This is a genomic window from Aurantiacibacter suaedae (assembly GCF_005434915.1).
In the GTDB taxonomy this organism is placed as follows: domain Bacteria; phylum Pseudomonadota; class Alphaproteobacteria; order Sphingomonadales; family Sphingomonadaceae; genus Alteraurantiacibacter; species Alteraurantiacibacter suaedae.
Genome location: NZ_SKCG01000002.1, coordinates 523,417 through 541,097 on the forward strand (window position 1 = coordinate 523,417; position 17,681 = coordinate 541,097).

The 17,681-nt window shown below is 64.5% G+C and carries 21 protein-coding genes; 16 read left to right on the top strand and 5 right to left on the bottom strand.

From position 1 onward, the window contains the following. Nucleotides 1-80 precede the first annotated feature (80 nt). Both ggt and E0473_RS08910 read right to left on the bottom strand, forming a co-directional pair. Nucleotides 81-1,808 carry a gamma-glutamyltransferase gene (gene ggt / locus E0473_RS08905; RefSeq protein ID WP_137680510.1) on the bottom strand — a complete coding sequence of 576 codons (1,728 nt, stop codon included), beginning with the start codon at nt 1,806-1,808 and terminating at the stop codon, nt 81-83. Nucleotides 1,809-1,818: 10 nt separating this feature from the next. Beyond that, nucleotides 1,819-2,847, bottom strand: coding sequence for a quinone-dependent dihydroorotate dehydrogenase (locus E0473_RS08910; RefSeq protein ID WP_137680511.1), 1,029 nt, complete (start codon nt 2,845-2,847; stop codon nt 1,819-1,821). A 312-nt stretch (nt 2,848-3,159) separates the two neighbouring features. Here E0473_RS08910 and E0473_RS08915 point away from each other — a divergent pair, with 312 nt between their 5' ends. The 12 genes from E0473_RS08915 (at nt 3,160) to E0473_RS08970 (ending at nt 11,289) form a co-directional block, all read left to right on the top strand. Continuing rightward, nucleotides 3,160-4,059: a helix-turn-helix domain-containing protein gene (locus tag E0473_RS08915; protein ID WP_137680512.1), complete on the top strand. Its 900-nt coding sequence runs from the start codon at nt 3,160-3,162 to the stop codon at nt 4,057-4,059. A 105-nt stretch (nt 4,060-4,164) separates the two neighbouring features. Next, a complete protein-coding gene (locus E0473_RS08920; protein WP_137680513.1) occupies nt 4,165-4,593 on the top strand; it encodes an SUF system Fe-S cluster assembly regulator in 429 nt (142 codons plus the stop codon). Beyond that, nucleotides 4,590-6,071: a Fe-S cluster assembly protein SufB gene (gene sufB / locus E0473_RS08925; RefSeq protein ID WP_137680514.1), complete on the top strand. Its 1,482-nt coding sequence runs from the start codon at nt 4,590-4,592 to the stop codon at nt 6,069-6,071. The genes E0473_RS08920 and sufB overlap by 4 nt, the downstream gene beginning before the upstream one ends. Then, nucleotides 6,071-6,397 carry a hypothetical protein gene (locus E0473_RS08930; RefSeq protein WP_137680515.1) on the top strand — a complete coding sequence of 109 codons (327 nt, stop codon included), beginning with the start codon at nt 6,071-6,073 and terminating at the stop codon, nt 6,395-6,397. The genes sufB and E0473_RS08930 overlap by 1 nt, the downstream gene beginning before the upstream one ends. Next, nucleotides 6,394-6,927 carry an endonuclease domain-containing protein gene (locus tag E0473_RS08935; RefSeq protein ID WP_137680516.1) on the top strand — a complete coding sequence of 178 codons (534 nt, stop codon included), beginning with the start codon at nt 6,394-6,396 and terminating at the stop codon, nt 6,925-6,927. Before E0473_RS08930 ends, E0473_RS08935 begins: the two co-directional genes overlap by 4 nt. Beyond that, on the top strand, nt 6,927-7,673 hold the full coding sequence (sufC, locus tag E0473_RS08940; RefSeq protein ID WP_137680517.1) for a Fe-S cluster assembly ATPase SufC: 747 nt from the start codon (nt 6,927-6,929) through the stop codon (nt 7,671-7,673). The genes E0473_RS08935 and sufC overlap by 1 nt, the downstream gene beginning before the upstream one ends. Next, entirely contained in the window at nt 7,670-7,993 is a 324-nt protein-coding gene (locus E0473_RS08945; protein ID WP_137680518.1) for a hypothetical protein, read from the top strand. Before sufC ends, E0473_RS08945 begins: the two co-directional genes overlap by 4 nt. Beyond that, on the top strand, nt 7,990-8,742 hold the full coding sequence (locus E0473_RS08950) for a SufD family Fe-S cluster assembly protein (protein ID WP_137680519.1): 753 nt from the start codon (nt 7,990-7,992) through the stop codon (nt 8,740-8,742). Before E0473_RS08945 ends, E0473_RS08950 begins: the two co-directional genes overlap by 4 nt. Beyond that, nucleotides 8,739-9,926: an aminotransferase class V-fold PLP-dependent enzyme gene (locus E0473_RS08955; protein WP_137680520.1), complete on the top strand. Its 1,188-nt coding sequence runs from the start codon at nt 8,739-8,741 to the stop codon at nt 9,924-9,926. The genes E0473_RS08950 and E0473_RS08955 overlap by 4 nt, the downstream gene beginning before the upstream one ends. Further along, nucleotides 9,926-10,429: an SUF system Fe-S cluster assembly protein gene (locus E0473_RS08960; RefSeq protein ID WP_137680521.1), complete on the top strand. Its 504-nt coding sequence runs from the start codon at nt 9,926-9,928 to the stop codon at nt 10,427-10,429. Before E0473_RS08955 ends, E0473_RS08960 begins: the two co-directional genes overlap by 1 nt. Then, nucleotides 10,430-10,927 carry a GNAT family N-acetyltransferase gene (locus E0473_RS08965; RefSeq protein WP_241657418.1) on the top strand — a complete coding sequence of 166 codons (498 nt, stop codon included), beginning with the start codon at nt 10,430-10,432 and terminating at the stop codon, nt 10,925-10,927. It abuts the gene before it with no gap. Next, nucleotides 10,927-11,289, top strand: coding sequence for a HesB/IscA family protein (locus E0473_RS08970; protein ID WP_137680522.1), 363 nt, complete (start codon nt 10,927-10,929; stop codon nt 11,287-11,289). Before E0473_RS08965 ends, E0473_RS08970 begins: the two co-directional genes overlap by 1 nt. Nucleotides 11,290-11,296: 7 nt before the next feature. Here E0473_RS08970 and E0473_RS08975 read toward each other — a convergent pair whose 3' ends face one another. Both E0473_RS08975 and E0473_RS08980 read right to left on the bottom strand, forming a co-directional pair. After that, entirely contained in the window at nt 11,297-11,731 is a 435-nt protein-coding gene (locus E0473_RS08975) for a hypothetical protein (RefSeq protein WP_137680523.1), read from the bottom strand. Next, nucleotides 11,728-12,444, bottom strand: a complete 717-nt coding sequence (locus E0473_RS08980; RefSeq protein WP_137680904.1) for an EI24 domain-containing protein — start codon at nt 12,442-12,444, stop codon at nt 11,728-11,730. The genes E0473_RS08975 and E0473_RS08980 overlap by 4 nt, the downstream gene beginning before the upstream one ends. 86 nt (nt 12,445-12,530) lie before the next feature. On the opposite strand from E0473_RS08980, the gene E0473_RS08985 reads away from it, so the two are divergent. The 3 genes from E0473_RS08985 (at nt 12,531) to E0473_RS15390 (ending at nt 14,941) form a co-directional block, all read left to right on the top strand. Then, nucleotides 12,531-13,523: an adenosine kinase gene (locus tag E0473_RS08985; RefSeq protein WP_137680524.1), complete on the top strand. Its 993-nt coding sequence runs from the start codon at nt 12,531-12,533 to the stop codon at nt 13,521-13,523. A 400-nt stretch (nt 13,524-13,923) separates the two neighbouring features. Continuing rightward, nucleotides 13,924-14,778, top strand: a complete 855-nt coding sequence (locus E0473_RS08990; protein ID WP_137680525.1) for a hypothetical protein — start codon at nt 13,924-13,926, stop codon at nt 14,776-14,778. Then, nucleotides 14,771-14,941 (top strand): hypothetical protein, encoded by a 171-nt coding sequence (locus E0473_RS15390; RefSeq protein WP_161981551.1) that lies wholly within the window; start codon nt 14,771-14,773, stop codon nt 14,939-14,941. Before E0473_RS08990 ends, E0473_RS15390 begins: the two co-directional genes overlap by 8 nt. Here the strand turns inward: E0473_RS15390 and purD are convergent. Further along, nucleotides 14,938-16,227: a phosphoribosylamine--glycine ligase gene (gene purD, locus E0473_RS08995; RefSeq protein WP_137680526.1), complete on the bottom strand. Its 1,290-nt coding sequence runs from the start codon at nt 16,225-16,227 to the stop codon at nt 14,938-14,940. The two genes, E0473_RS15390 and purD, sit on opposite strands and share 4 nt — an antisense overlap. Between purD and xseA the strand changes: the two genes are divergently transcribed. Beyond that, complete coding sequence (gene xseA, locus E0473_RS09000) at nt 16,226-17,680, top strand: exodeoxyribonuclease VII large subunit (RefSeq protein ID WP_137680527.1); 1,455 nt, start codon at nt 16,226-16,228, stop codon at nt 17,678-17,680. The genes purD and xseA overlap by 2 nt on opposite strands. Nucleotide 17,681 lies beyond the last annotated feature (1 nt).

The following is a 17,681-nucleotide window of genomic DNA, read 5'->3' on the forward strand; positions in this document are numbered from 1 at the left end:
GCGGCTGGACTTAGGCAAGGCGCTGGCGCGCGGCAAGTTTCGCGACACCGCGCAGGAGAGGATTCAGTCGCTTGCGCCCGTCAGTTGCCGAGCGCGACGCCCTCGCTGCGCGGATCGGCGGCGCCTAGCCAGCGGCCATTGGCGAACTCGACCGCATTGGCCTTGAACGGCATCTCGCGCACTGTCACCCTATGGCCGAGCGCTTCCAGATCGCTCTGCATCGTCAACAGCGAGGAACCGGGTTCGAGCACGATTACATCGCCGGGCGAAAACAGGCCGGGCAGCGCGATGGCCTCCTGCGCGGTGAGGCCCCAGTCGAGTACCCCGACCAATGCCTTGGCGGTCTGTACCGGGATCGTTGCCCCGCCCGCTGCGCCCACGGCGATGCGCAAATTGCCTTCTGGACCATAGACCAGCGTCGGCGACATCGAGCTGCGCGGCCGCTTCGATCCCTCCACCCGGTTCGCGACCGGAACGCCGTCAACGTCGGGCACCATGGTAAAGTCGGTCAGTTCGTTGTTGAGGAAGAACCCGCCGAAAATCAGGCCCGAGCCGAACGGTCCTTCGACAGTCGAGGTCCAGGAGACGGCGTCGCCCTCGTCATCGACCACGGCGAAATGGCTAGTGCCATGTTCGGGCCACTCCGGCCCGTCCGCCAGGGCAAGATCGGCACCCGGCGGGGTGCCCGCCTGAGGATCTGCGATGGTGGAGGTGGGAGAAATCTGGCCGCCGCGCTGCGTCAGATATTCGGAATTGACCAAGCCCGCTACGGGCACGTCGACGAAGTCGCTGTCTCCCAGATAGACCTCGCGGTCGGCATAGGCGAGGCGCTGGCTTTCGGCGAACAGGTGCCAGGCCGTGGCCGATTCGGGGCCGAGAGCGGCAAGGTCGAACTGCTCGAGCTGCTTCAGGATCGCGATAACGGTCGTCGCGCCCGAGGAAGGCGGCCCCATCCCGCAAATGCGATAGACGCGATATTGCCCGCAGACCGGCTCGCGCCACTTGGCTTCATAACTGCGCAGGTCTTCAGCAACCATCGCGCCATCGCGCGGGGTGTCGGCGGCGACATACTCGGCGAGCGATGCGCCCGCCGGGCCCTGATAGAGCCAGTCCGGCCCCTCGGCGGCGAGCTGTTCGAGTGTGGCGGCCAGCGCCGGGTTTTTCACCAGCGTACCGACGGGCAGGGGTTCGCCCGCCGCGTCATAAAACAGCGCACGGCTTTCCGGCACGCGTCCGCCGCGATTTTCGGCGCGGGCAAGCGTGGCGTTGAGGCGCGGGGTGATCTCGAAACCATCACGGGCGAGCGCGATGGCGGGCTGAAACAAGGCCGCCCATTCGAGCTTGCCATATCGCTCGTGCGCTTTGCGGGCGAGTGCGAGGTTGCCTGGTACGCCCACGCTCAGCCCGCTTATCACGGCGTCCATGAAAGGGAGCGGTTCGCCGTTCGCATCGAGGAACCAGTCCGGCCCGGCCCCCGCGGGAGCCTTCTCGCGCCCGTCGAGCGTGGTCACTTCGCCGGTGGGGGTGCCGTGAACGAAGAAGCCGCCGCCGCCGATGCCCGAACTCTGCGGCTCGACCACGGTCAGCGCCAGCATCACCGCGATAGCCGCATCTGTTGCGCTGCCGCCCTGTTCAAGCATCGCCATGCCCGCTTCGCTCGCGCGCCGGTCGGCGGTGCTGACCATGCCAGTGTGGAGCGCAGCGGTGGTGGTGGCCGGTGTTGCCGGAGCTTCGGCCACCGGCGGAACAGTGGCGCAGGCGGCAAGCAGGAGCGAAAGCGCCAATGGCGCGATTGTGCGGTGCGACATATGCTTGACCCTATGCCGTTCCCACCGCCTCCGCAATGCTGCTGAACCCGTCGCGCCGCATCAGGTGTTCGAGCTCCGAAACGATCTCGCGCGCGATGCCCGGCCCGCGATAGACCATCGCACTGTAAAGCTGGACGAGGCTCGCGCCGGCGCGGATGCGCTCCCACGCGTCATGCGCGGTGGCGATCCCGCCCACACCGACCAGCGGCAGCGCCCCGCCCGTTTCGCGGCGGAAGTCGCGCAGCCGCGCCAGCGCCGCATCGCGCAAAGGGGCGCCCGAAAGACCGCCTGTCTCTTCGGCATGGGGCGAGGCCAGCGGCGGGCGGGCAATGGTGGTGTTCGATACGATCAGCGCGCCGAGCTGCTTGTCCATCGCGATGCGGGCGATAGCGGTGATGTCGGCGGGCTCAAGATCGGGCGCGACCTTCAGGAACACCGGCGGCCCTTGCTCGCCGCGCGCTGCCATCACCGCGTCGAGCAGTTCGATCAGCGCGCCTTCGTCCTGCAGCGCGCGCAGCCCGGGGGTGTTGGGGCTGGAGATGTTGACCGCGAGATAGGAGGCGAGCGGGGCCATCCTGCGGGTCATCACGGCATAGTCGTCGATGCGGTTAGCCGAATCCTTGTTCGCGCCGATGTTGATCCCGACGATCCCGCCGCGCTCCTTGCGGGCCGAGAGCCGCTCGAATGCCAGCGCCGCGCCGCCATTGTTGAATCCCATCCGGTTGATCACCGCCTGATCCTCGGCCAGCCGGAACAGCCGCGGGCGCGGGTTGCCCGGCTGCGGCAGCGGAGTGAGCGAGCCGACCTCGGCAAAGCCGAAGCCAAGGCCGAGCAAGGCATCGGGCACTTCGCCGTCCTTGTCGAAACCGGCCGCCATGCCGAGCGGGTTGGGAAAATCGAGCCCCGCCACGCGCGTCGCCAAGGGGCCTGCCGGGGCAGGGCCGCTGGCAGGCGAAAACGACAGGGCGAGCAAGGCCAGACGATGAGCGTCTTCGGCATCGAGACGGAAAATCAGCGGGCGCAGCAGCGAATAGATCATGGACACGGCCTGTGGCAGGATCGAGCCGCAAGAGGCAATCCGCAATCGCGCAAAATACGTAGTTTGGCGTTTTCTTACAATTCGTATCCATCCGAATCGGCTAGACAAAAGGTGCGACCCGAAGGGCTCGAAGCCGAATAGCTACGAGTTCTCCACTTTACGGGCGGCGGGCTCTTCAAGCGCCTGCCGCCTTTTTTTCTGCGATATATTTTGTGCGAGGCCTGCGCCGCTTGCGCTAGGCTGCGAATCTGCAAGCGCGCGGGGGTTGAGGTTTCCCTTGCGCAGAAAACAAGAGTGGGGCGTGCGCCAGATATGGGGAAAGCAGGTGGACGGAGCCACGAATGCGGTGAGGATCTGGCACAGACATCGCGCTTCGAGCTACGCTATATCCCGGTTCCCCAACAGCTCGCGCATCATGTCACCACCTTCTATCACTTTCGCTGCGACGAAGCGGAAGTGCGCGAGATTCAGCCCGCCGCCGTTGGCCAGCTAACCCTTTTTGCACGGGGCGAGGGCGAAATCTTCTTCCGTGACGGCACTTCCGACCGTTCGCACGAGATCAATCTGCTCAGCCCGGTATCGGTTGCCGCCACCTTCGCGGTGGACGGTCCGTTTCACGCCATCGGTGCCGCGCTCACGCCGCTTGGCTGGGCCGAGCTGACCGGTCTTCATGCGGGAAACCATGCGAATCGGCTCTATGCGGCAGAAGATCATCTTGGCCAGGATGTGGGCCGGCTGGGTGCGCGCCTGTGCGCCGCCTATCGCGATGGGGCGATGGATGCGGAGGCTTGCGCCGCGGAACTGGGCCAGTGCATCGGCTCTCTGCTGCGCCCGCTCAGCGACGAGCATCGCGAGCTGATCGCCATTACGGCAGACTGGCTGGGCAGCGATTTCAATCCGGAGATAGAGGAGCTGTTCGCGGCCAGCCGCTATTCGCGCCGCCAGGTTCAGCGTCTGGTCGACCAGTATTTCGGGCTGCCGCCCACCGCGCTGAGGCGCAAGTATCGTGCGCTGCGGGCTGCCGCGTTGTTCTCGCAGCCCGACCTTGCCCCGGAGACGGAGGCGATGGTGCGCGAATCGTTCTACGACCAGCCGCACATGATCCGCGAGATTCGCCTGTTTGCCGGACGCACCCCGGCGCGCCTGTCCGACGATCCGGAAAGTTATCTCAGCGAGATGCTCGATCTCAGAAACCTGCGCGAGCTTCGCTAGCGCTTGCTAACGACTCGCAACAGGCAATCGGGCGTTGAAACCTTGCCCGAACGCCACTAGCTGCAAATCGGAACGAATTGATCCGATTATGCCCCGAGCCGAACCATGCGCCTCTCTAACCTAGCCGACTATGCTGTCGTCACGATGTGCGCCGCCGCGCGCCATTGCGGGTTTGCGCGCGTTTCGGCAGCGGTGCTGGCTGAGGAGACTGGGCTGCCCGCGCCCACGGTGCAGAAGCTGGTCAGCCAGCTTTCGCGCGCCGGACTGCTGAACTCCACGCGCGGGGCCGGCGGCGGGATCAAGCTCGCACGCCCGGCGGCGGCGATCACGCTCGCCGATATCGTCGAGGCGGTGGAAGGGCCGATCGCGCTCACCGCCTGCGTCGAGCACGAGCGGCCCGAATGTGCGCTCGGAGAACGGTGCCGGGTCCGCCCGCACTGGGCGCTGGTAAATGAGGCGCTGCGCGGCGCGCTGGCGGATATTCCGCTCACGCAGCTGGCGCGGGTGCCGGAAGAGATGAAGTTGGAAGCATGACCCAAGAGATCGAAGTACAGGATCGCGCAGCGCGCGAAGCCGCCGCCAAGGCCGCCGACTACGAGTTCGGCTGGTCGAGCGAGATCGAGCAGGAGTTCGCCCCCAAGGGGCTGAACGAGGACACGGTGCGCTTCATTTCGGCCAAAAAGCAGGAGCCGGAGTGGATGCTCGACTGGCGGCTTAAGGCGTTCCGTCTGTGGCAGGACATGCCCGAGCCGGACTGGGCGAAGGTGAACTATCCGCCGATCGACTATCAGGACGCCTATTATTACGCCGAGCCGAAGAAGAAGCCCGAACTCGAATCGCTCGATGAGCTCGATCCCGAGATCAAGGCGGTTTACGACAAGCTCGGCATTCCGCTGGGCGAGCAGGAAGTGCTCGCTAATGTGAAGTCGAGCCGCAAGGTCGCTGTCGATGCGGTGTTCGACAGCGTTTCGGTCGCCACCACCTTCCGCAAGGAGCTGGAGGCGGCGGGCGTGATCTTCCGCAGCATTTCCGAGGCGATCCGCGAATATCCCGAGCTGGTGAAGAAGTGGCTCGGCAAGGTCGTTCCGCAGCGTGACAACTACTTTGCGGCGCTCAATTGCGCGGTCTTCAGCGACGGCACCTTCGTTTATATCCCGGAAGGGGTGCGCTGCCCGATGGAGCTGAGCACCTATTTCCGCATCAATGCCGAGAACACCGGCCAGTTCGAACGCACGCTGATCGTGGCCGAGAAAGGCTCTTACGTGAGCTATCTCGAAGGCTGCACCGCACCGATGCGCGACGAGAACCAGCTGCACGCCGCCGTGGTCGAGCTGGTCGCGCTGGAAGATGCCGAGATCAAGTATTCGACCGTGCAGAACTGGTATCCTGGCGACAGCGAAGGCAAGGGTGGGATCTACAACTTCGTGACCAAGCGCGGGCTGTGCCAGGGCGCGCGCTCGAAGATTTCGTGGACGCAGGTCGAGACCGGCTCGGCGGTGACCTGGAAGTATCCCTCCTGCGTGCTGAACGGTGAGGATTCGGTCGGCGAGTTCTACTCGGTGGCGGTGACGAACAACCACCAGCAGGCCGACACCGGCACCAAGATGATCCACAACGGCAAGGGCTCGCGCTCGACGATCATCTCGAAGGGAATCTCGGCGGGCAAGTCGAACAACACCTATCGCGGCCTCGTGCGGGTGGGCGCCAATGCGGACAATGTCCGCAACTTCACCCAGTGCGACAGCCTGCTGCTGGGCGACCTCTGCGGCGCGCATACGGTGCCCTATATCGAGGTGAAGAACCCCAGCGCCCAGATCGAGCACGAGGCGACCACCTCGAAGATTTCCGAAGACCAGCTGTTCTACGCGATGCAGCGCGGGCTGGATGAAGAGCAGGCGGTGGCGCTGATCGTAAACGGCTTTGCCAAGGAAGTGCTGAAAGAGCTGCCGATGGAGTTTGCCGTCGAAGCGCAGAAGCTGCTGGCGATTTCGCTTGAGGGGAGCGTGGGGTGATGCCTGAGTGGCTCACTATCGCAATTACCGTGATCCCTTTGGCAGGTATCGCGGGAAGCGCAATCGCTTACATTATACGACTTTATCAAGAGGCGGGCGAGCGAAAGCACCGAAGGTTTTTTGAACTGTTGGGCTATTTGGATGGTGATGGTCCGATAGCTGCGAAGCTCGGAGCGGTTTACCAATTGCGAGAATTCAAAGAGCACGAAGATTTTGTCGAGCGCTTTTGCCGAAAAGTGGCGGACAACGTCAAAGGCGAAAGCACGGCTGCGCTAGTCGACGAACTTAATCGGACAGCAGAAGCGATTGCAGAGCGAAGAAAATGACCACCCGCAAAACCCTCAACCTCCGCCCCGCGTCGCATCCCACTTCGGAGACGCCCGAAATCCCCGGCCTCAAGAAGAAGGGCCGCGGGTGGGAAATCTCCGAGAAGCGCCTCGATGCACTGCACGACCGCGCGCGTGAGCTGCGCCGGTTCTCGACGCCCGCGCACAAGGCGCTGGCCGAGCGGTTCGTCAAGGCGGACCTCGGCAAGTTCAAGTTCACCCGCCACGCCGTGGTCGGCAGTGCGATTGTGGACTTCAACTGCCACCTGCTCGGCATGGCCGTGGTGATCGACGAGGGCGACCAGCCCGAAACCATCGCCAAGCGCTCGGACCGGGCGCTGGAAGCGGTCGGCATCCGCGTGATGCGGATAAAGGCCGAGGATATTCTAGCCGATATGGATAACGTGCTGCACCGCATCACGGCCGGGATGCGCATGCGCATCGGCGACAAGCGCGTGCGGCGTGGCCAGCACGAGGCGAGCAAGCGCGATGCCCGCGCCGCCCGCGAAAACGAATACAGGAACGACTGATGCTGAAAATCGACAACCTCCACGCCGAAATCGGCGGCAAGGAAATCCTCAAGGGCCTCAGCCTGGAACTGAACGCGGGCGAAGTCCACGCGATCATGGGGCCGAACGGGGCGGGCAAGTCCACGCTCTCCTATGTGCTGGGCGGACGTCCGGGTTATGAGGTGACCGCCGGTTCGGTCACCTACAATGGCGAGGACTTGCTGGCGATGGACCCGCACGAACGCGCCGCTGCCGGATTCTTCCTCGGCTTCCAGTACCCGGTCGAGATTCCCGGTGTCTCCAACGTGCAGTTCCTGCGCGAGGCGCTCAATTCGCAGCGCCGCGTGCGCGGCGAAGAGCCGCTTAGCGGCGGCGAATTCCTCAAGCTCGCGAAGGAAAAGGCCGCACTGCTCAAGCTCGACATGGAGATGCTCAAGCGCTTCGTGAACGTCGGCTTTTCGGGCGGCGAGAAGAAGCGCAACGAGATGGTCCAAATGGGCATCCTCGATCCCAAACTGGCCGTGCTCGACGAGACCGACAGCGGCCTCGATATCGACGCATTGAAGGTGGTGGGCGAGGGCATCAACGCGATCATGCGCCAGCCCGATAAGGCCGTGCTGCTGATCACCCACTACCAGCGCCTGCTCGACTACGTGAAGCCCGATTTTGTCCATATTCTCGCCGGTGGCCGCATCGTGAAGAGCGGGGGGGCCGATCTGGCTCACCGGCTTGAGGAAGAGGGCTACGACGAGGTGATGGCGGCATGATCGTGCTTGCCAGCCTTCTGTTTGCGCAAGTCGCGAGCGCGTCGCCGCCGCCGGTATCGGTGGAGGACCAGATCGTGGTCATGGCCGAACGGCTGCGCTCGATCAGCGTCAATGTCGGGCAAGACCAGGAAGGCCGCTGGCATTGCAGCCTGTCGGTCTCATCGGGCAATGCCCGCGTTGACGACCGGTTGTGCCGCACCGTTACCACCTGCTCGCGCCGCCATGGCAGCGATCAGGAGGCGGTCAGTCGCTGTATCGAGCGCCGTCGCCCCGGAATTCTCGAAGATTTCCGCCGCAGCCTTGCAAGGAGCGAGCGATGACAACCACAACCATGCCCACCATCCGCGATGAGGAATGGCGTTACGCCGATTTCGCCGCGCTGGAGACCGTGCCCGAGGCGGAAGTCACCGGGTGGGACGAGATCGCCGTCGCCCCGGGCGAAGTGCTCGCGCGCACCTTCGTGCTCGATGGCGCAGCGCCTGATATCCAGCGTTTGCGCATAACGCTGGGCGAGGGCGCCCGCGCGGAGATTTTCGCCGTGAATGCTGCCAGCGCTTATGCCCGGCTGGAGATCGAGGTGACGCTTACTCCGCACTCGCATTTCGAGTTCGGCGGCGTGCTGATCGGCGGCGGCGATGTGACGCGCGAATTCGTCACCCGCACCATCCATGCCGAGCCTGAGGCGACCAGCAACCAGACCGTCCGCGCGGTTCACTGGGGCACGGCGTCTGGCAACTACCTTGGCCGCATCGACGTCGCCCGCCACGCGCAGAAGACCGACGCGGCACAGGATTTCAAAGGCCTGCTGCTTGAGAAGGGTGCCAGCGCCAACGCCAAGCCCGAACTGGAAATCTTCGCCGACGACGTGAAGTGCGCGCATGGTGCCACGGTCGGTCAGCTTGACGAAATGGCGCGCTACTACATGGCCAGCCGCGGCGTTGCTCCCGACGTGGCGGAGCATTTGCTGATCCGTGCGTTTCTCGCCGATGCGCTGGCCGCGCTTGGTGACGAGGCCGAGCAGGAACGCCTGTTCGATCACGCCCTCGCCGCGCTGGAGAAGGCGGCATGAGCGAGACCCAAACCCGCAGCCGGAAGGCAGACTTTCCGGGCCTCGTCCGCCCCGATGGCTCGCCCTGGCACTATCTCGATACCGGGGCGACGGCGCAGAAGCCGCAAGCCGTGGTCGATGCCGTCGCCCGCGCGATCGGGGTCGATTATGCCACGGTCCATCGCGGGGTCTACGCCCGCAGCGCCGACATGACCCGCTCCTACGAAGAGGCGCGGCGCAGGGTTGCAGCGTTCATCGGCGGGCGCGAGGAGGAGCTGGTCTTCACCCGCGGCGCGACCGAGGCGATCAATCTCGTCGCCTATTGCTACCCGAACAAGGGCCGCGTGCTGCTCTCGCAGCTAGAGCACCATTCGAACATCGTGCCCTGGCAGCTGGCGGGCTGGCAGGTCGATGTCTGCCCGCTCACCGAAGATGGCCTGATCGACCTCGATGCCGCCGAGGAGATGCTGACCAGCGAGCATACCATGGTCGCCTTTGCCCATGTCTCGAACGTGCTCGGCTCGGTGCTCGATGCCGGGCGCGCGGCGGAGCTGGCGCACAAGGTAGGGGCGAAGCTGCTGCTTGACGGGTGCCAGGCAGTGCCGCGCCTTGCGGTGAACGTCGCTGCGCTCGATTGCGATTTCTACGCCTTCTCGGGCCACAAGCTTTATGGGCCGACGGGGATCGGTGCGTTGTGGGGCCGGGCGGAACTGCTCGACGCCATGCCGCCATGGCAGGGCGGCGGCGCGATGATCGACAAGGTCGCCTTTACCGGCACCACCTTCGCCCCGCCGCCGCAGCGGTTCGAGGCTGGTACGCCCGCCATTGTCGAGGCGGTGGGTCTGGCGGCTGCATGTGACTACGTGAGCGCGATCGGCATCGGCACCATTGCAGAGCACGAGGGTGCACTGGTGGCCGAAACGCGTGCCCGGCTCGGCGCGATGAACGATGTGACGCTTTACGGGCCGGACCAGTCGGCGGGCATCGTCAGCTTCATGCTCGACGGTGTCCACCCGCACGATCTGGGCACCATTCTCGACGAGGAGGGCGTGGCGATCCGCGCCGGGCATCACTGCGCGCAGCCCTTGATGGAGCATCTGGGTGTGCCTGCCACCGCACGCGCCAGCTTCGGGCTGTACTCGGACGAGGACGATATCGCCGCGCTGATCCGCGGCATCGAACGAACCAAAAGGATTTTCGGCTGATGGACCAGGAAACCAAGCAAACCGATTTCATCGCCGCGCCTTCGCCAGCCGAGGACGTGGCCGCCAAGCCGCCGCGTGCGCGCGTTTCCGATGCGCCGATCGAGGAGGAAAGCGCGAGCGAGAAGCTCGAACGCAAGCGCGACTATCTCGAAGGCTTCCTGCAAAAGAAGCCCGAACCGGCCAGCACAGGCGAGCCGGGCGGCGCGATTTACGAGACCGTGATCGAAGCGCTGAAGGAAATCTATGACCCGGAAATCCCGGTCAACATCTATGACCTCGGCCTGATCTACAACGTCGAGGTGAGCGAGGAGGCGGACGTTGCCGTCACCATGACGCTGACCACGCCGAACTGTCCGGTGGCCGAATCGATGCCGGCCGAGATCGAACTACGGATCGGTTCGCTGCCCGGGGTGCGCGATTCCGAGGTGATCGTCACCTGGGATCCGCCGTGGGATCCGGCCAAGATGAGCGACGAGGCGCGGCTCGAACTGGGTATGCTTTAAGTGGCCACCCAGGCGCCTGCTCTGGTGATCGAACGCGCCGACTATGCCGATCCGCGTGACGCGGCGGACCTGATCGCGCTGCTCGATGCCTATGCGCGCGATCCGATGGGCGGCGGCGAACCCCTGAGCGACCATGCCCGTGCCCATTGTGTGGAGGGCCTTGCCGCGACGCCCGGCGCTTTCAGCCTGATCGCGCGGCGCGATGGCGAAGCGGTGGCCCTTGCCACCTGTTTCACCACCTTTTCGACCTTCATTGCCGCACCGCTCGTCAACATCCACGATTTCGCGGTCGTGCGGCAGGCCCGCGAAGAGGGCATCGGGCGGGCGCTGATGCAGGCCGTAGAATCCGAGGCATTGAAACGTGGTGCGGCCAAGCTCACATTGGAAGTGTTGAGCGGCAATGCTCCTGCCCGCGCGCTCTATGCCGCCTGCGGCTTTAGCGACTACCAGCTGGACCCTACGGCCGGACAGGCCATGTTCTGGCAGAAGAGGCTTTGATGACCGAAACCACCAAGACCCGCCCCGCACCCAAGGCTGCGGTCGCGCTCACCCCCGGTGCCGAGGCGCGTATCGCCGCGCTGATGGCCAAGGCGCCCGAAGGTGCCATCGGGGTCAAGCTTTCCACCCCGCGCCGGGGTTGCTCCGGGCTTGCCTACTCGGTCGACTATGTGACCGAGGAACAGCCCTTCGACGAGAAGATCGAAACGCCCGCCGGCATGTTCTACATCGACGGCGCTTCGGTGCTCTATCTAGTCGGAAGCACGATGGACTGGGTGGAAGACGATTTCTCCGCCGGGTTCGTGTTCGACAACCCCAACGCCAAGGGCGCCTGCGGCTGCGGCGAAAGCTTCATGGTCTGAGCCCGTCTTACCGCCGCTGTAGCGCCCTGGCGCAAGCAGCGCGGTCCACAACAGCGCCATCGCTGGCCCGCCGCGCCTCGACCCAGGTGGCGACCGGTTCGCGCCCCTCGGCCAGCGGATAGAGGAACACATCGAGCACGCAGGCCGATCCTGCGAATTGCAGCTTGCGCATGTCGCCCTCGGCCACATTCAGCCGCGCCTCGCCGAACTTGCGCAGCAACGATGCCCCGTCTTCACGGATAATCCCGGCAAGCCCCGGCTCGTTCATGATCTGGGGCGCGCGGAAGCCTGCCACCGGGCGCGGCGGCGGCTGCGTTGGCGGAACGGGGACCTGACCGCGCGGTGGCGGAGGTGACTGCGGACCTGGCGCAGGCGCGCCCGAAGCGCAGCCAGCCACGGCCAGCAAGAGCAGCGGCGCGAAAGCCGAACGGAGTGTCGTCATCGAAAACCCTTATGCCCGCGTGCAGATTGCGCGCGATGAACGAGATGGGTGGCGCTGGCCGCACCGAGCACGGGGGCGAGGAACTGCACAAAGGGCACCACCATCAATGCCGCGATAAAACCGCCCAACGCCAGCCGAGAAACCGCGCCAACCGGCGCCCGTTCGCCAGTGGCGTGGGCATGACGCAGCCACACAATGTCCTGCAGTTCGCGCCCCAGCAGCCAGGCGTTCACCGCCCAGAACAGCAGCGCGGTGCCGATCCCGGTGAAGGCCAGCGCGAGTGCAAAAGGGGCCACGATCAGGTTCGCCAGCAGCGCCCGGCCCGCGCCGCGCAGGGCTTGGCGCAGTTGCGCCGGCACCGCCAGATCGCGCGCCTGAGCCGCCGCTTCGGGATAGTGCCGGCGCTCTACGGCCAGCACGATATCGTCGGCGTAGAACTGGATCACGGCCATGGCCACAATCCGCCACAACAGCCAGGCCCCGAGCACAGCCAGCAGGGCCGAGGCAACACCGCGCAGAGTGCTCGCTCCGGTAAACAGGTCCTCGCCCAGACCGGCCAAGGTCAGCAGCCAGTCCGCCGCATACCAGCCCACCCCCGCCAGCACGGCGAAGATCAGCAAGGTCAGCGCCGCGCTCTTCAGCAGCAGGCGCAGCACCGCGCCCTGAAACATCTGCCCGAAGCCAAGGGCAAGGCTGGAGAAGAACACGGCCATCACACCTTGCGATTGCGTGTGGCTTGCGCCAAGTCAACGCCGCCGCGCGGCCAGCGTCAATTATTTGCCGCAGAGAAGGAAATTTCATGACTGACCCTCGATACGATGTAATCGCCATCGGCAATGCCATTGTCGATGTTGTGGCCTCCTGTTCCGACGAGCTGATCGACGAATTCGGCATGGCCAAGGGCGGCATGACCCTGATCGACGAGGATGGCGCGCGCGACCTTTACGAAGCGATGGGCCCGGCGCGCGAGATTTCGGGCGGTTCGGCGGCCAACACGCTGGCGGGCCTCTCGGCGCTCGGCGCGCAGTGCGCATTTGTGGGGCAGGTGTCCGACGATCAGCTGGGACAGGTCTTCGCGCATGATATTCGCGCCGTGGGGATCGATTTCGACGTTGCCGCGCGAGCAGGCCAGCCCAGCACCGCGCGCTGCCTGATCTTTGTCACGCCTGACGGTCAGCGCACGATGAACACCTACCTCGGCGCCTCGCAGTTTCTGCCCGCCAGCGCGCTTGACGAAGAGGCGGTGAGCGCGGCGGCGATCCTCTATCTCGAAGGCTATCTGTGGGACCCGGAAGAGCCGCGCGCGGCCATGCGCCGGGCGATCGAAGCGGCCAAGGCGGCGGAGCGCAAGGTGGCCTTCACCCTGTCCGACGGCTTCGTGATCGCGCGCCACGGCGACGATTTCCGCAGCCTCATCGCCGATGGTCTGATCGACATCCTGTTTGCGAACGAGGCCGAACTTGCCGCGCTGACCGGCGAGGACGATTTCGAGAGCGGCATCGCGCAGCTCGCCCCGCAGGTGGAAACGCTGGTGGTGACTCGCAGCGAGAAAGGCGCAGTGTGCGTGCGAGCTGGTGAGCGTGCCGAGGTAGCTGCCGAGCCGACGACGGTGGTCGACACGACCGGCGCGGGCGATTTGTTCGCGTCGGGCTTCCTGTTCGGCCTGGCGCGTGACGAGGCGCTGAAGACCTGCCTGCGTCGCGGCGCGATCTGCGCGGCTGAAGTGATCTCGCACTACGGCGCGCGGCCCGAGGCCGACCTCAAGGCGCTGATGGCCGAAAAGCTCGGCTGAGCCACTGCTAACTTGACGAAGTTGACACGGCGGCGGCGCAATGTCGCCGCCGTTTTTTTTACGAGCTTCCGTAAAATCAAACGGTTGCTGAAAGCGGAGCGAACTTGACACTTCGCCCAACCGAAACGGCGCGCACTGGAGGAAGGCAGGGGGCATGACCGGCTGATGAAGCACGGTTTGGCCGCTGTAGGAAAGTCGCCAGCGGCTGGTTCAGTGGGCGTCGTCGTCGATCAGTTCGTCGAGGAACGGGGCCAGCGTGGGCTGGCGCTCTGTTTGGGCATAGTGCCGAACCTTAATCGTATCAGAAGGGTTGGATTGTATTGCGAGTCAAATCAATCACTTAACGAACTGATTTGACTCAGAGAATCTGTTGTGATTCAAGGCCCTAAGGGGATAGTGAATGACTGTCTGTGTTGCCGTGAAGGTTCATGACTGCATAGTGTTTGCCGCTGATAGTGCGTCGTCACTCATCGGAGGAGCTGCTGCGGATGGGCGACCGCTTATAGAAAACGTATACGCGCATGGTAACAAAGTTTTCAATCTTAAAAAGGGTCTTCCAATTGCTGCCATGACGTGCGGCATGGGGAATATAGGACAGGTTTCTATAAGTACTCTTGCCAAAGATCTGCGATCCTTATTCTGTTCTGATGATCCTGTGTGGAAGCTGGACCCGGAGAGCTATACAATTGAAAGCGTAGCCATTCAGTCTCGCAAATTCTTTTTTGACGAGTGTTATTGTAAGCTGCCTGATAGACCGGCGGGTCCTCATGAATTTCAGTTCTGGATTGCCGGAAATAGTTCAGGGCAGACGCATGGCGAGATTTGGCGAATTCGAATTATAGATGGAGATTCCCCCGAGCCTGAGCTTTTGGCGTCTGAGGGGGACTTTGACATTTTGTATGACGGGCAGCCAGAAGCAATTAACCGGATAGTTAATGGATACAGCCAGTTTCTTCCAAGCGCTTTGCTTAAAATTGGGCTTCCAGAAAACGAACTTGATTCAGTTTTAGCTCACATTGAAGCCGCAACTTATGCACGGTTAATTTCGCCCGCGATGCCAGTCCAAGATGCTATCGCACTGGCCGATTTTCTCGTCGAAACGACAAAGGGCTATGTTCGTTTTCTACCGGGTGCCGACACGGTCGGCGGAGACACCGATATATGTGTTGTTACTAAACATGAAGGATTCAAGTGGGTTAGGCGAAAGCATTATTTCGACAAGACACTGAACCCAACGGAGGCAAATTATGGCTAAGAGCGAAGCAAAGCGGACGCCGAAGCCAAGGGTGGTTTTTGATCTGAAAATGCCGAATTATGAGTACCGTGACAGCGGTGGGTACTCGCTGTCGGTTGACCGCAAAAAGCATGAGCCGAAAGAGGTCGCTAGTAACCTGCTGAGTCATTTGAAAATGACCTAGCTCCCCCGCGCAATCTCGCGCCAGCCGATATCGCGGCGGCAGAAGCCGGTCGAGAAGTCGATCTTGTCGACGGCGGCGTAGGCAGCGTCCTGCGCCGCCTTCGTGTCCGCCCCGCGCGCCGTGACGTTGAGAACTCGGCCACCGTTGGCGCGCAGGCTGCCGTCTTCCTCGTCGCGTGTGGTTCCGGCGTGAAACACCGCTGCGCCATCGGTCTCTGCGTCGCGCAAGTCGATCAGTCCGCCCTTTTCCGGGGTGCCGGGATAGCCCTTCGCCGCCATCACCACGGTGAGAGCAACCTCGCTGGCGAATTTCAGCGGCGCCTGCGAACCGAGCCGGTCCTCGGCGCAGGCGAGCAGATACTCGGCCAGATCGCTTTCGAGCCGCATCATCAGCACCTGACACTCCGGGTCGCCGAAGCGGCAGTTGTATTCGACCAGCTTCGGACCCTCGTCGGTCAGCATCAGCCCGGCATAGAGCACGCCCGAATAGGGGGTGCCGTCGTCGGCCATCTGGCGCACGGTGGGCACGATGATTTTCGCCATCGCCTCGGCCTGCAGCTCGGGCGTCAGCACGCGGGCGGGGGAATAGGCACCCATGCCGCCGGTGTTGGGGCCGGTATCGCCGTCGCCCACGCGCTTGTGGTCCTGCGCGGTGCCGAAAGCCATCACGGTCGCGCCGTCGGTGAGCGCGAACAGGCTCGCTTCCTCGCCCGCCATGAACTCCTCGATCACCACTTCGGCCCCGGCATCGCCGAACTGGCCGTCGAACATGTCGGCCAGCGCCGCCTCGGCCTCTTCACGCGTCTCGGGAAGGACCACACCTTTGCCCGCCGCCAGCCCATCGGCCTTCAGCACATAGGGCGGCTGGAACCGGTCAAGCGCGGCCAGCGCCTGTTCGAGGCTGGTGCAATGCTCGTAACCGGCGGTGGGAATGTTCGCCCGGTCGCACAGGGCCTTGGTGAAGCTTTTCGAGCCCTCAAGCTGCGCCGCCGCCTTCGACGGGCCGAAGGTCGCAATGCCCTCTCCGCGCAGCGAATCGGCAAGGCCGTCGACCAGCGGGGCTTCCGGCCCGATCACCACGAGGCCGATGCTCTCCTGCTCGCAGAAGCCGACCACCAGCTCGTGATCGGTGAGGTCCATGGTGAAGCATTCGGCCAGGCTTTCCATGCCCGGATTGCCGGGGCTGGCGAACAACTTGCCCCCATCTTGCGCAATGGCGCGGGATTGCGCGAGCTTCCATACCAGCGCATGTTCGCGCCCTCCCGATCCCAGAACGAGGATATTCATGGCTTGCCCGGCCTCTTATTACGATGACAACGATCCCGCGCTCGTAGCGGCGAGCCGCCCCGGCGACAATTCCCACGCGCTCACGATCACCGAGATTTCCCAAGCGCTCAAACGCACGGTGGAGGATCGATTCGGCTTCGTGCGGGTGCGCGGCGAGCTTTCCGGCGTGAAGCGGGCGGCCTCGGGCCACCTCTATTGCAGCCTCAAGGATGAAAAGGCGGTCATCGACGCGGTGATGTGGAAGGGCACCACCGGCCGCCTCGCGTTCAAGCCCGAGGACGGCCTCGAAGTTGTGTTGACAGGCAAGCTGACCACCTTCCCCGGCCGCTCGAAATACCAGATCGTGATGGAGTCGATGGAGATCGCGGGCGAGGGGGCCTTGCTCGCGCTGCTCGAAAAGACGCGCCAGCGGCTGGCGGCGGAGGGGCTGTTCGCGCCCGAGCGCAAGCGCCGCCTGCCTTTCGCGCCGAAGGTGATCGGGGTGGTGACCTCGCCCACCGGCGCGGTGATTCGCGATATTTTGCACCGGCTGCGTGACCGGTTTCCTACTCATGTTATCGTCTGGCCGGTGCTGGTGCAGGGGCAGGGCGCGGCTGCGCAGGTCGCCAATGCGGTGCGCGGGTTCGGTGCTTTGGGCGAGCACGGCCCGGTTCCCCGGCCCGATCTGCTGATCGTGGCGCGCGGGGGCGGCTCGATCGAGGACCTGTGGAGCTTTAATGAGGAGGAGGTGGTGCGCGCCATCGCCGCCTCGCCTATCCCGGTGATCAGCGCGGTGGGCCACGAGACCGACACCACGCTGGCCGACCACGCTGCCGATGCCCGCGCGCCCACGCCCACGGCGGCGGCAGAGATGGCGGTGCCGGTGCGGCGCGAGCTGCTCGCCTACATTGAAGATATTGGCCTGAGGCAGAAGCGCGCGGCCTGGCGTCCGCTCGAAATGGGGCGCGAACGGCTGGCGGTGCGGGCACAGCGCCTGCCGACGCCCGAGACTCTGCTCCAGCCCGCACGTCAGCGGCTTGATGACCTGTCCGAGCGCCTGCGCCGGGGGCTGACAGACCGCGCGGGCGCAGGGCGCGAGCGTCTCGCCAAGGTCCGCTTCGGGCCGCACTTGCTCGGCAGCAACCTGCGCGATGCCAAGCGCCGGTTCGAACAGCTGCGGCTGGCCCCCGCGCTGCTCACCCGCGCGCAGGCTGAGCGCACCCAGCGCCTCGCCGGGCTGGAGCGCATCTTGCACCAGCTTGACCCCGAAGCGCCGCTCGCGCGCGGCTATGCTTTGGTGAGCGCGCCGGGGCATCGGGCCATTTCCTCGCGCGAGGTGGCCGCCGGGCAGCCCGTGCTGACGCTCAAATTCGCCGACGGTACGCTCGATGTCGCCACCGGCGGCGCGAAGAAGCCGAAACCGAAGCCGTCTGCCGCAAAAGATTCACCGCCGGGCCAACCCAAATTGCTTTGAC